Annotated in this window: 11 protein-coding genes and 1 tRNA gene; 6 read left to right on the top strand and 6 right to left on the bottom strand. The window is 64.3% G+C overall.

The window, feature by feature from the left end:
- Positions 1–12: 12 nt before the first annotated feature.
- On the bottom strand, positions 13–1,818 hold the full coding sequence (recJ, locus tag QM672_RS06585; RefSeq protein WP_415081400.1) for a single-stranded-DNA-specific exonuclease RecJ: 1,806 nt from the start codon (positions 1,816–1,818) through the stop codon (positions 13–15).
- A gap of 135 nt (positions 1,819–1,953) precedes the next feature.
- On the opposite strand from recJ, the gene QM672_RS06590 reads away from it, so the two are divergent.
- The gene (locus QM672_RS06590; RefSeq protein ID WP_311934862.1) at positions 1,954–3,852 is read left to right on the top strand and encodes a potassium transporter Kup; all 1,899 of its coding nucleotides are present in this window, start codon (positions 1,954–1,956) and stop codon (positions 3,850–3,852) included.
- Positions 3,853–3,928: 76 nt separating this feature from the next.
- Here the strand turns inward: QM672_RS06590 and QM672_RS06595 are convergent, their stop codons facing one another.
- Positions 3,929–5,107, bottom strand: coding sequence for a glycosyltransferase family 61 protein (locus tag QM672_RS06595; RefSeq protein ID WP_415081403.1), 1,179 nt, complete (start codon positions 5,105–5,107; stop codon positions 3,929–3,931).
- Between the two features lie 75 nt (positions 5,108–5,182).
- Here QM672_RS06595 and rfbF point away from each other — a divergent pair, with 75 nt between their 5' ends.
- From rfbF to QM672_RS06615, 4 genes are read left to right on the top strand one after another with little or no spacing between them, the layout of a single operon-like run.
- Positions 5,183–5,956: a glucose-1-phosphate cytidylyltransferase gene (rfbF, locus tag QM672_RS06600; protein WP_394308568.1), complete on the top strand. Its 774-nt coding sequence runs from the start codon at positions 5,183–5,185 to the stop codon at positions 5,954–5,956.
- Positions 5,953–7,032: a CDP-glucose 4,6-dehydratase gene (rfbG, locus tag QM672_RS06605; protein ID WP_311934868.1), complete on the top strand. Its 1,080-nt coding sequence runs from the start codon at positions 5,953–5,955 to the stop codon at positions 7,030–7,032. Before rfbF ends, rfbG begins: the two co-directional genes overlap by 4 nt.
- A gap of 10 nt (positions 7,033–7,042) precedes the next feature.
- Positions 7,043–8,287, top strand: a complete 1,245-nt coding sequence (locus tag QM672_RS06610) for a methyltransferase domain-containing protein (RefSeq protein WP_415081406.1) — start codon at positions 7,043–7,045, stop codon at positions 8,285–8,287.
- On the top strand, positions 8,284–8,814 hold the full coding sequence (locus QM672_RS06615) for a dTDP-4-dehydrorhamnose 3,5-epimerase family protein (protein WP_415081408.1): 531 nt from the start codon (positions 8,284–8,286) through the stop codon (positions 8,812–8,814). The genes QM672_RS06610 and QM672_RS06615 overlap by 4 nt, the downstream gene beginning before the upstream one ends.
- 40 nt (positions 8,815–8,854) lie before the next feature.
- Here the strand turns inward: QM672_RS06615 and QM672_RS06620 are convergent, their stop codons facing one another.
- Together QM672_RS06620 and QM672_RS06625 are read right to left on the bottom strand one after the other, a co-directional pair.
- On the bottom strand, positions 8,855–9,352 hold the full coding sequence (locus tag QM672_RS06620; protein WP_415081410.1) for a GNAT family N-acetyltransferase: 498 nt from the start codon (positions 9,350–9,352) through the stop codon (positions 8,855–8,857).
- A gap of 14 nt (positions 9,353–9,366) precedes the next feature.
- A complete protein-coding gene (locus QM672_RS06625; protein ID WP_068296378.1) occupies positions 9,367–9,624 on the bottom strand; it encodes a YjhX family toxin in 258 nt (85 codons plus the stop codon).
- A 363-nt stretch (positions 9,625–9,987) separates the two neighbouring features.
- On the opposite strand from QM672_RS06625, the gene QM672_RS06630 reads away from it, so the two are divergent.
- On the top strand, positions 9,988–10,200 hold the full coding sequence (locus QM672_RS06630) for a hypothetical protein (protein ID WP_068296300.1): 213 nt from the start codon (positions 9,988–9,990) through the stop codon (positions 10,198–10,200).
- Positions 10,201–10,243: 43 nt separating this feature from the next.
- Here the strand turns inward: QM672_RS06630 and QM672_RS06635 are convergent.
- Positions 10,244–10,319 (bottom strand) — tRNA-Val (locus QM672_RS06635).
- Positions 10,320–10,435: 116 nt separating this feature from the next.
- Positions 10,436–12,159, bottom strand: a 1,724-nt coding sequence (gene lon, locus QM672_RS06640) for an endopeptidase La (RefSeq protein ID WP_415081412.1), incomplete at its 5' end; no start/stop codon positions are given.

A 12,159-nucleotide genomic window follows, 5' to 3' on the forward strand; every position in this document is an offset into this window, starting at 1 on the left:
ACTGCTCTCCTGTCAGCCATTGGCGGGCGCCGCGTCGATTACCCGCAATTGCACGCGCTCGCGCCCGCCATAGCGATCGACGCTCAAGGTGCCTGCGACATGCACGGCCTTGCCACGATGGCCGACAAGGCCGTCGCCCAGGGGTTGCCCGACCGACCGGAAGGCGATGGCGTCGAGCATGGTGCCATCATGCGCCTTGAGGCGCAGGCGCAAATGCGCCTCGCCGACGGTATCGACGAAGGCGAGCTGGTGGCCCGGCAGCGCCAACACCGGCTCGGGATTGCCCTGACCGAACGGGCCGGCCTTTTCGAGCATCTCGATCAGGCCGGTGGTCGCGCCGCCGGCGGCAAGCGCGCCGTCGATCTCCAGGGCCGCATCTGCCCGCGCCGTCTCGACAGCCGATGCGAGTTCCGCCTCCAGATAGGCTCGGAAGGCACCGAGCTGGTCCTGCCCCAAGGTGATGCCCGCGGCCATGGCGTGGCCGCCGCCCTTGACGATGAGATCGCGCTCTACCGCCTGCCTTACAGCCTTGCCCAGATCGACGCCGCCGATCGAGCGCCCGGATCCGGTGCCGACCCCATCCTTGTTGAAGGCGATCGCAAAGGCAGGCCGGCCGAAGCGTTCCTTCAGGCGGGCAGCCACCAGGCCCACGACACCGGGGTGCCAATTTCGCGAGGCCGTCACCACCGTCGCGCCCGTCTCCTCGAGGCCGAGGGCCGCGACGGCCTCCGCCAACGCCTCCTCCAGCATGACGGCCTCGACCGTCTGGCGCTCCCTGTTGAGCCGGTCCAATGTCGCGGCGATCGAAGCCGCCTCCTCGCCGTCCTCGCTCATCAACAGCCTTGCTCCGAGAGCGGCATCGCCGATACGCCCGCCCGCATTGATGCGCGGCCCGAGCAGGAAGCCGAGATGATAGGGCCGCGGCGGCCCGTCCAGGCGGGCCATGTCCATCAGAGCGCGCAGGCCGGCCCGCTGGCGCTGGCGCATGACGGCCAGGCCCCGCGCTACGAAGGCCCGATTGAGGCCCTTGAGCGGTACCACATCCGCCACCGTTCCCAAGGCGACCAGATCGAGGCGCGCCATCAGGTCCGGCTCGGGTCGCTCCCGCCACCAGCCACGCTTGCGCAAGCTCCGGCTCGCGGCGACGAGAAGCATGAAGGTGACGCCGCAGGCGCATAGATGCCCCTGCCCGGAGAGATCGTCGAGGCGGTTGGGATTGACCACCGCCACCGCCGGCGGCAGCGCCTCGCCGGCCTGGTGATGGTCGACGACCAGGGTCTCGAAGCCGAGCTCAGCGGCCTTGCCGAGGACATCGACGCTGGTCGTGCCGCAGTCCACCGTCACCAGCAGGCTGGCGCCTTCGGCCCGCAACAGCCGAATCGCCTCCTCGTTCGGACCGTAGCCTTCATAGATTCGATCGGGAATGTGGATTCGCGCCGGCACGCCGACCTCGCGCAGCCAGCCCGCAAGCAGCGCCGAGGAGGTGGCGCCGTCGACATCGTAGTCACCAAAAATGGCAATGCTTTCGCGCGCCATCACGGCATCGGCCAGCCGTTCAGCCGCCTTGTCCATGTCGGTCAGGCGTGAGGGATCGGGCATGTAGTGGCGCAGGGTGGGAGCCAGATAGGCGTCGGCCTCCTCGGCCGTCACGCCTCTGCCGGCAAGGATGCGCGCCAGCAGGTCGGGCTGGCCGGAGCGCTGGGCCAGGGTCATGGCCTGCATCTGCCCTTGCGCATCCAGCCTTTCCCGCCAGGCCTTGCCGGTGAAGGAGGATTGCACGCCGAGAAAATAACGAGGGGGAGAAACGGATGACTGCATGGGCGGACCATATCGGCGAAGCCCTAGCCAGCACAAATGCTTCGTTAGCTCCGCATAACACCTTCGGCATCCTTGACCACGTGCGACAATCTGCCATCAATCGCATATTTCCCGAACGCTCACGGGGCGATGGTGATGACGACTGCGGCGGGCGCTAACGGATCTCGTTTTTCACCTGGACTGGCCTTGGCGGCGCTCGGCGTCGTCTATGGAGACATCGGCACCAGCCCGCTCTACGCCTTCGCACAGGCCATCAGCGCCAGCGGCGATGGCGGCGCCGGACAGGCCTGGATCGTGACAGGTGTCGTCTCGGTGATCTTCTGGGCCCTGATCCTGATCGTCTCCCTGAAATATGCGATCCTGATCCTGCGCGCCGACAACAAGGGCGAAGGCGGCATTGTCGCCCTGCTCGCCATTCTGGGGGGCAGCGGCCGCCGCGAAGGCCGTCGCCATGTCATCTTCCTGATCATCGGCCTGGTGGGCGCCGCGCTGCTCTATGGCGACGGCGCCATCACGCCAGCCATCTCGGTGCTCAGCGCCATCGAGGGACTGGAAGTCGCCACGCCGTCCCTGGTCCATATCGTGGTGCCGCTGACCGTCGCGATCCTCCTGGTCCTGTTCATGGTCCAACGCTATGGCACCGGCATGATCGGCCGCTTCTTCGGCCCGGTCATGCTGGCCTGGTTCGTCCTCATCGGCCTGCTGGGCGCGGCGAGCATCGTGCGGAACCCTGCCATCCTCGCCGCCCTCAATCCGTTCGTGGCGCTGCATTTCCTGGTCACGGCCAATCCGGCCGTCAGTTTTGCCATCCTGGGAGCGGCCTTCCTCGCCGTCACCGGCGGCGAGGCGATGTATGCCGATATGGGGCATTTCGGCCGAAACCCCATCCGCGTGGCCTGGTTCACGATCGCCCTGCCCGCCCTGGTCCTCAATTATTTCGGCCAGGGTGCCCTGCTGCTCGGCAATCCTGCCGCCGCCTCCAATCCGTTCTACAACCTGGTACCCGACTGGCTGCATTTCCCGGTCATCATTTTTGCGACGGTAGCCACCGTCATCGCCAGCCAGGCCATCATATCGGGGGCCTTTTCGCTGGCGCGCCAGTCCATACAACTTGGTCTGCTCCCGCGCCTCACCATCAAGCAGACCGACAATCGGGAATTCGGCCAGATCTACGTCCCGCTGGTCAACTGGCTGCTGTGCATCGCCACGCTCGGCGCCGTGCTCGGCTTCGGCTCGTCTGCGGCGCTGGCGGGCGCCTATGGCGTCGCCGTTTCCCTGCTGATGGCGATCACCACGCTGCTGGCGGCCCTGGTGGCCCGGCATTGGGGTTACAATCTCTTCCTCGTCATCCTGGTCAACGGCGCCTTCTTCGTCGTCGACCTGATCTTCGTCGCCGCCAATGGCGTCAAGCTCTTCGAGGGCGGCTGGTATCCGCTGTTGTTGGCCATCTTCGTCGCCATGCTGATGCTGACCTGGCGCCGCGGCCAGATCCTGGCCGAACAGGCCCGCAAGCATCTGCGCGTGGAGGAGACCACCTTCTTCGCGGCGATGAAAACCCAGCGCCCCACGAGGCTGCCGGGCACGGCTGCCTTCCTGAGCTCGGCCGCCGTCGGCATGCCCCTCTCGCTGAGTATTTTCTTGCGCCACACCGGCGCCATTCCCGAACGCGTGCTGCTGGTCACCGTGCAGGGCGCGGAAATCCCTCGCGTCAAGGACAGGGACCGCGTGACGGTGACCTCCCTTCGCCCCGGTTTCGAGCGCATCATCCTGCGCTTCGGCTTCATGGAGGAACCCGACGTGCTCAAGGGCATGCGGCTGGCCATCTCGCAAGGCCTGATCTCGGGCTTCGACCTCGCCGAGATCTCCTTCTATATCGGGAGCGAGACGATCATCCCCTCCAAGAGGATCGCGGGCATGGCCTTCTGGCGCGAGGTGCTCTACGCCATGCTCCAGCGCAATGCCGAGCGCTCCGCCTCCTATTTCCGCATCCCGGCGCCGCAGGTGGTGCAGTTCGGAACTGAGATCGAGATCTGAACGGGCTCAGGAGCCGATCAGTCCCTTGAATATGAAGAAGTCGCCGGCACAGATCAGGCCGAGGTCGGTGGAATTTTCAGGAAGGAGCGGCAAGTTTCTCGAGCATGTCGCGCAGCAAGTCTTCATTCAGCGCGAAGGCCTGATCGTAGTCGCCCGGCTCGCCGATGAGCCAGCCATAGTCGAGGCCAAGGCGCTTGCTGAGCCATAGATAGGTGCTCTTGGTGAAATTCCCGGGAAAAAGCTCGATGACCTGCGTTCCGGGGCGGCAGAACGCCAGATTGCCGAGCCCGGCGCCATGCACGCCAACAACCACATCGGCCTGGGAGAACAGCCGAACCTGTTCGGCATGATTGTCGCCCCTGGCCTCGAAGCGTTCGAAACCATGAGCCTTTGCAATGTCCCAGAGCGCCTCTTCGTTGAGCAGGCGCCGGATCTTGCTGCCTCCCCGCGAAAAGAAGATGCGCCGCCCGCCACCGGGCTCCACCCGGTAATGTGCCCGGAAGAGCTCGGCCAGCCGCCGTACCGGAGCGGCATCGGCAAAGCTCCATTCGGCGTTGCCGGCATCGAAGGAAAGCCACAGCGCCTCCTCGACCGCCACCTTGGCATCGTCCGGCATGGCGACCACGCGCACGCCCGGATAGGCTTGCTCGAGCAAGGCGCAGCCCAGATTCAGGCTTTCCAGGCGCGAAGGCGGTAGCAGCAAGGTGAGCGGCATGTCCCTGGGGTGAAAGCGCTCGAGATAGTCGACCACCGGCACCAGATCCTCGAAGAGCGCATGGTAGTAGTTGTCCGTGCGGGCCAGCAGATGACAACGCCCGGAAAGGGCGGGTAGGGCCCGGAGCCGCTTGGCCCTGGCGAAGTTCCAATTGACCCATTGCACGTCGCGGATCACCACGCCCTGCTGGCGAGGTGCGAAAATGCGGCTGACATGGCCGAGCAGCTCGGCCGGTTTCACCGTCACGGCCAGCTCTTGCACTGGAACCGTGATACCGCCCGTCCACTGGCGCGCCAATGTGTCATAGGGCCAGCACCGGTCCCGCACGAAGGTGCTTTCCTCCGGCGTGAATGCGGTCGCCATCTCGGTTTTGCGGTCTTCGATGACCAGTGCCGCGGCGATCCCGGGATCGACCCCGCGTGGATAGAAGGAAAAACGCCGCCGCAGCGGGCCGATCCGGCCAATGGTCGCCCGCGCCAGCAGCCAGCGCCAGTAGCGGATATTGAAGCGCTTTCGAAATCCGGATTTGACGCGGGCCATTTCTGCCGTTTGATTGCCATTGAACAGCCAAGCGGCTATAGCCGCGCCACCACCCTCTGTCTATCGGATCAGACCTTGAAAGCAATCATTCTCGCCGGCGGCATGGGCACGCGCATTTCCGAAGAATCGCATCTGCGCCCCAAACCGATGATCGAGATCGGAGGCAGGCCGATCCTCTGGCACATCATGAAGATCTACAGCCATTACGGCATCAACGATTTCGTGATCTGCCTGGGCTACAAGGGCTATATGATCAAGGAGTATTTCTCCAATTACTTCCTGCACAATGCGGATGTGACGATCGACGCCGAGAAGAACGAGGTCATCTATCACAATCAGAAGGCCGAACCCTGGCGCGTCACCATGGTGGATACCGGCGAGACCAGCATGACGGGCGGCCGGCTCAGGCGGGTTGCGCCCTTCCTGACGCCGGGCGAATCCTTCTGCTTCACCTATGGCGACGGCGTCGCCGATGTCGACATCGGCGCCCTCATCGCCTTCCACAAGAAGCACGGCAAGCGCGCCACGCTGACCGGTGTGATCCCTCCCGGCCGCTACGGCTCCCTGTCGCTCGAGGGCGACAAGGTCACGCGCTTCATTGAAAAGCCTCCGGGCGACAATGCGCTGATCAATGGCGGCTTCTTCGTGCTGGAGCCGAGCGTGGTCGATCTGATCGAGACGGACCAGACCTCCTGGGAAGGCGCCCCGCTCGAGGCCCTGGCCGCCTCCGGCGACCTGATGGCCTACCGTCATGGCGGCTTCTGGCAACCCATGGATACCCTGCGCGACAAGAACCATCTCGAGCAATTGTGGGCACAGGGCAAGGCGCCCTGGAAGGTCTGGCCGTGAGCGAGGCACTCGCCGCAGGCGCATTGCCTTCACCCGCCTTCTGGCGGGGCAAGAAGGTGCTTCTAACTGGCCATACCGGCTTCAAGGGAAGCTGGATGGCCCTGTGGCTGCATCGGCTGGGGGCCGAAGTCACCGGCTTTGCACTGCCGCCGGCGGCCGACCAGCCGCTGTTCGCCGCAGCCGGCGTGAACAGTGCCGTTCGCTCGGTCCTGGGCGATCTGCGCGACGCCGAGGCTGTGCGCGAGGCTGTTGAGGCGGCACAGCCGCAGATCGTATTGCATCTCGCCGCCCAGGCCTTGGTGAGGCGCTCCCTCGCCGATCCGATCGAGACCTTCGGATCCAATGTGATGGGCACCGTCCATCTGCTCGAGGCCCTGCGTTCACGCCCCGGCCTTGCCTGCATTCTCGCGGTGACCTCGGACAAGGTCTATCTCAACCAGGAAGAGGGATCGGCTTTCCGCGAGGACGACAAGCTCGGCGGCAAGGACCCCTATTCCGCCTCCAAGGCGGCGGCCGAGATCGTCACCTATGCCTATGCCCGCTCCTTTTTCGACAAGGCAGCGGTGCCGGTCGCTACCGCACGTGGCGGCAACGTCATCGGCGGCGGCGACCATTCGGCCGACAGGCTCGTCCCCGACATCGTACGCGCCGTGCGCAGCGGCCGGCCGCTCGAACTGCGCCATCCTGAAGCGACGCGCCCCTGGCAGCATGTGCTGGACTGCGTCAACGGCTATCTGATCTATGCCGAGCGGCTCGCCTCGGTCGCCGACACGCCGCGCGCGCTCAATTTCGGCCCCGATCCGTCCCGCCCCCTGCCCGTCTCGGCCGTGGCAGATGCCGTCTTCCAGGCACTCGGCCGCAAGCCGGACTGGGTGCACAAGCCGGTACCCGGGTCCATCGAGATGAAAGCCTTGACGGTCAACTCGGACCTTGCCCGCCGACTGCTCGGCTGGCAGGACCGCCTCGCCGGCCCGTCCAGCCTGGAATGGACGGCGCAATGGTATGCTGCCGAGGCAGCCGGCCAGGACATGCATGCCTTCACCCTCGACCAGATCTCCCGTTTCTCGACGCCCTGAGACCGCTGCCATGACCGCTGCCACGTCCACGCTTCCCCATTGCCGGTTCTGCGCCACGCCGCTGACGACCACTTTGTGCGATCTCGGCTCGATGCCGCTCGCCAATGACTACCGCCTGCCCGACGACAGCAATCCCGAGCGCAGCTTTCCACTGCATGCGCGCGTCTGCCCGAGCTGTCTGCTGGTTCAGGTCGACGATTCCGTGCCGCCGGACGCCATCTTCTCCGACTATGCCTATTTCTCTTCCTATTCGGACAGCTGGGTCGCGCATGCCAAGCGCTATGCGGACGCAATGATCGAGCGTTTCAAACTCGGCGCTGACGCCCTGGTGGTCGAGGTCGCCTCCAATGACGGCTACCTCCTTCAACATTTCAAGGCCGCGGGTGTGCCCGTGCTCGGCGTCGAGCCAGCCGCCAACGTCGCCGAAACGGCCCGGGCCAAGGGCATCGATACCGAGGTCGCTTTCTTCGGTGTCGAAACCGCCAGCCGACTGGTCGGCCAAGGCAAGCGCGCCGACCTCATGGCTGCCAACAATGTGCTCGCCCATGTCCCCGACATCCGCGACTTCGTCGGCGGCTTCGCCACCTTGCTGAAGCCCGAAGGTGTCGTCACCTTCGAATTCCCGCATGTACTCAATCTGATCGAGAAGGTGCAGTTCGACACCATCTATCACGAGCACTTTTCCTACCTCTCGCTGGTGACGGTGGAGAAGGTGTTCGCCGCCGTGGGCCTCAAGGCGATCGATGTGGAGGAACTGCCGACGCATGGCGGTTCCCTGCGCCTGTTCGCGGCGCCGATTGCTTCCAGCCACCAGCCCTCGGCGCGGCTCGACGCCCTGCGCGCCAAGGAGCACGCCGCCAGTCTTGACACCCTGGCGGGCTATGAAGGCTTTGCCGCCAAGGTCGCCGAGGTCAAGCGTGGCTTCCTCACTTTCCTGGCCGAGGCCAAGGCGGCCGGCAAGACCATTGCCGCCTACGGCGCCGCCGCCAAGGGCAACACTTTCCTGAACTTCTGTGGCGTCGGCCCTGCCGATATCGTGGCGGTCTTCGATCGGTCCCTGGCCAAGCAGGGCCGCCTGCTGCCCGGCAGCCAGATTCCGATCCTCTCGCCCGATAAGATCAGCGAGATAGCGCCGGATTATCTCGTCATCCTGCCCTGGAACATCGCCGAAGAGGTGATGGAGCAGACGCGCCCCTTGATGCCATCGGGCAGTTCCTTCGTGACGGCCGTGCCCAGCATCAGGCTCACGCCGTGATCTTCAGCGAAACGCGGATCCCAGGCTGCTTCCTGATCAAGCCGGAACCGCGGCGTGATGATCGCGGCTTCTTCGCCAGGACCTATTGCCCGGACGAGTTCGCCGCAGCCGGCATCGCCTTCACGCCTGTGCAGACCAATCTGTCGCGCAACGACAAGGCCTTCACCCTGCGCGGCATGCACTTCCAGGAGCCGCCTCACGCCGAGGCCAAGCTCGTCCAGGTAGCACGGGGGGCGATCCATGATGTCGTGGTCGATCTCAGGCCCGACAGCCCGGCCTTTCGCGAATGGATCGGCGCAGATCTGAGCGCCGACAACCTTCACCAGCTCTATATCCCAGAGGGCTGTGCCCACGGCTTCCTGACGCTCGAAGCAGGAACGGACGTGCTGTATGGCATGGGCCGCAAATATGTTCCGGGCCATGCCCGCGGCTATCGCTATGACGATCCTGCCTTCACCATCGAATGGCCCCGTCCGCCGGCGGTGATCGCGCCGGCGGACGAAGCCTGGCCCTCTTTCGGAGCCTGAAAGACCGTCCGCCACGCCTCAATCGCAGCGGACGGATCCACTATTTCGCGTCGAAAGCCGGGTGGTAGGCCACGTTTCCGCGCGGCGTATCGGCCCCGAGGGCCAGGCACTGGAAATAGACCTGTGGCAGGCCGGGAAAGCAAAGCTGCGCTTCATTCTTGAAACCGAAGCGGCCGTAATAGGCGGGATTCCCCACTACGACGCAGCCTTCTGCCTTTTGCCGACGAAGATGGGCCAGGCCTGCTTCGATCAGCGCCCGGCCAATACCACCCTTCTGGCGATCCGGCCGCACCGATACGGGCCCCAGCCCATACCATTGCCGGAAAGCGCCCTCGATGGTGACGGGCGAGAAGGCGGCATGACCGACGACCTCGCCGTCTTCTTCCGCCACCAGGGACAAAGTCAAGGCTCCGGCCGCCCGCAAGGCGTCGACGATCGCCGCCTCCGTCTGGCTGCTATATGGCTTTCCTTCGAAGGCCGCCTTGGTAATCGCGCGGATGGTATCGATGTCATCGGCACGTTCTGATCGGATCTGCATGGTTTTTCCCCTATTCAGCGATTATCGGCCTGCGCGCGCACGCTCTCCCGCCCCTTGCGCGAAATGCGGTAGGGACCGGAGGCGTGAGATTCGATCAGCCGTTTGCGGTGGAGTTTCCCGAATGTCTCCAGCGTGCAATCGGCCAGACGATGGCCGTCGCGGGTGAAGCAGTCGACATGGTGGATGCGGCCACTATCGCCGCGGTGATGACGGATATGCCCGCCCTGGGCCAGCACGTGCAGCACACGCTGCTCGCCCCGTGAGATATTCATGATGGTGGAGCCTGTCGCAGAAACCATGACAAGCATCGCCTGCGCACGCGCCCGATCCGGCTGCAGTGCCTCGCAATGCTTTCTCATGTCTCGTCAAATCGAGACGGTCAGCGGTTTCCCACAAGCTCTGACATAAAACCTTCCGCTCAAATCAGCAGGCCGTGATCGCTTAGTTCAGCATCGGTCCGATGTCAATCCGATCCGGCCCCGCGCCGATCTTCCCAACCCAATAGGACTTAGAGACGCCGTGCATCGATTTCGACAAGTGACGCCCGACCGGCGGGAATCTGAAACGGCCTCGCCGTGGAACCCCGCGCCTCGCTGCGCATTTCATTGATGAATGCACTATTCAGGACGACTCGAATGACCCAGTTCATCATCATGAAACGCCGCGGCGCTCACGTCGAACCATTGCCGGATGCACCGATTTTCGATGATCTCGTCGAGGCGGAGATCTGGGCGGCCACCTATCTGGAAGGCGACCCGGCCTTGTTCGACAAGGGCCTGGACTCGATCGAGGTACACCGGCAGGAACAACGGCTGGCACCGCGCCAGTTAGCATCAGGCAGGCGCTGAGCGCGCGCTACGCACAGATCAACGGCTCTGAATATTCAATGAATGGTGGGCGGTGACGGGCTCGAACCGCCGACCCTCTCGGTGTAAACGAGATGCTCTACCAACTGAGCTAACCGCCCCCGATCGCGGGGATCCACGCAGGGCCTCTGTCTATTGTGCTTGCGCGCGCTTCGCAAGGCAAAAGAAAGCGGCCGTGCCTTTGTCGAAGCACGGCCGCTCTTAGATCACTTCAGCGTCAGTGGGCGACGACAGTGTTGCTGTCATCCCCGACCTTGGCCGGCGGAGGCGCGTTCTTGTCCTCGTCCCAGGTGATGGGTTCGGGCATGCGCACCAGCGCCCTGCGCAGAACCTCTTCCATCCGGGAGACGGGCACCAGTTCGAGGCCGTTCTTCACATTGTCCGGGAGCTCGGCCAAGTCCTTGGCGTTCTCTTCGGGGATCAGAACAGTCTTGATGCCAGCCCGCAATGCAGCAAGCAGCTTCTCCTTCAGGCCACCGATCGGCAGCACACGACCACGCAGCGTGACCTCGCCGGTCATGGCGACGTCGCGGCGAACCGGGATGCCCGTCATCACCGACACCATGGCGGTCGCCATGGCGATGCCGGCAGAGGGGCCATCCTTGGGCGTTGCGCCTTCCGGCAGATGCACATGCACGTCGCGCTTGTCGAACAGCGGCGGCTCGATGCCGTAGTCGATGGCGCGCGAGCGGACATAGGAGGCAGCCGCGGAGATCGACTCGCGCATGACATCCTTCAGATTGCCCGTCACGATCATCTTGCCCTTGCCGGGCATCATGACCGCTTCGATGGTCAGAAGCACGCCGCCGACTTCGGTCCAGGCCAGCCCCGTGACCGCGCCGACCTGGTCCTCGAGCTCGGCCTGGCCGTAGCGATAACGCGGGGCCCCGAGATAGTCTTCGAGCACCGTGTTGGTCACCTTCACGCTCTTCTTCTTGGACATCAGGATGTCCTTGACGGCCTTGCGGGTCAGGTTCGAGATCTCGCGCTCGAGGTTACGCACCCCGGCTTCCTGGGTATAGCGGCGCACCAGGTTGAGCAGGGCTTCGTCATCGATCGAGAACTCGCGTGCCTTCAGACCATGCTTCTGGACGGACGAAGGGATGAGATGCTTGCGGGCGATCTCGACCTTCTCGTCTTCCGTGTAGCCAGCGAGACGGATGATCTCCATGCGGTCCAGCAGGGCCGGCGGGATGTTGAGCGTGTTCGCCGTGGTCACGAACATCACGTTCGACAGGTCGTAGTCGACCTCGAGGTAATGGTCGTTGAACGTCGAGTTCTGCTCGGGATCCAGCACCTCCAAGAGAGCCGAAGACGGGTCGCCGCGGAAATCCTGGCCCATCTTGTCGATTTCATCGAGCAGGAAGAGCGGATTCTGCTTCTTGGCCTTGCGCATCGACTGGACGACCTTGCCGGGCATCGAGCCGATATAGGTGCGCCGATGGCCACGGATCTCGGCCTCGTCGCGCACACCGCCAAGCGACATGCGCACATATTCGCGGCCGGTTGCCTTGGCGATCGAACGGGCGAGCGAAGTCTTGCCGACGCCGGGCGGACCGACGAGGCACAGGATCGGACCGGTCAGCTTGTTGGCACGCTGCTGCACCGCCAGATACTCGATGATGCGCTCCTTGACCTTTTCCAGGCCATGGTGATCGGCATCGAGGATCTCCTGGGCATGCGGCAGATCCTTCTTGATCCGGGACTTGTCGCCCCAGGGCAAGGAGATCAGCCAATCCAGGTAGTTGCGCACGACGGTGGCTTCGGCCGACATCGGGGACATCTGGCGCAGCTTCTTCATCTCGGCCTGCGCCTTGTCGCGGGCCTCCTTGGAGAGCTTGGTGTCCTTGATCTTCTGCTCGAGTTCGCCGAGTTCGTCCTTGCCTTCCTCGTCGCCCAGCTCCTTCTGGATCGCCTTCATCTGCTCGTTGAGATAGTACT

Source organism: Labrys sp. (in: a-proteobacteria) (assembly GCF_047605565.1).
GTDB classification, from domain to species: domain Bacteria; phylum Pseudomonadota; class Alphaproteobacteria; order Rhizobiales; family Labraceae; genus Labrys; species Labrys neptuniae.

What these genes read in the sequence shown, in the direction of transcription:
- recJ (WP_415081400.1), bottom strand. Translation starts at nt 1,818, where the DNA reads ATGCAGTCATCCGTTTCTCCCCCTCGTTATTTTCTCGGCGTGCAATCC.
- QM672_RS06590 (WP_311934862.1), top strand. Translation starts at nt 1,954, where the DNA reads ATGACGACTGCGGCGGGCGCTAACGGATCTCGTTTTTCACCTGGACTG.
- QM672_RS06595 (WP_415081403.1), bottom strand. Translation starts at nt 5,107, where the DNA reads ATGGCCCGCGTCAAATCCGGATTTCGAAAGCGCTTCAATATCCGCTAC.
- QM672_RS06610 (WP_415081406.1), top strand. Translation starts at nt 7,043, where the DNA reads ATGACCGCTGCCACGTCCACGCTTCCCCATTGCCGGTTCTGCGCCACG.
- QM672_RS06620 (WP_415081410.1), bottom strand. Translation starts at nt 9,352, where the DNA reads ATGCAGATCCGATCAGAACGTGCCGATGACATCGATACCATCCGCGCG.
- QM672_RS06625 (WP_068296378.1), bottom strand. Translation starts at nt 9,624, where the DNA reads ATGAATATCTCACGGGGCGAGCAGCGTGTGCTGCACGTGCTGGCCCAG.
- QM672_RS06630 (WP_068296300.1), top strand. Translation starts at nt 9,988, where the DNA reads ATGACCCAGTTCATCATCATGAAACGCCGCGGCGCTCACGTCGAACCA.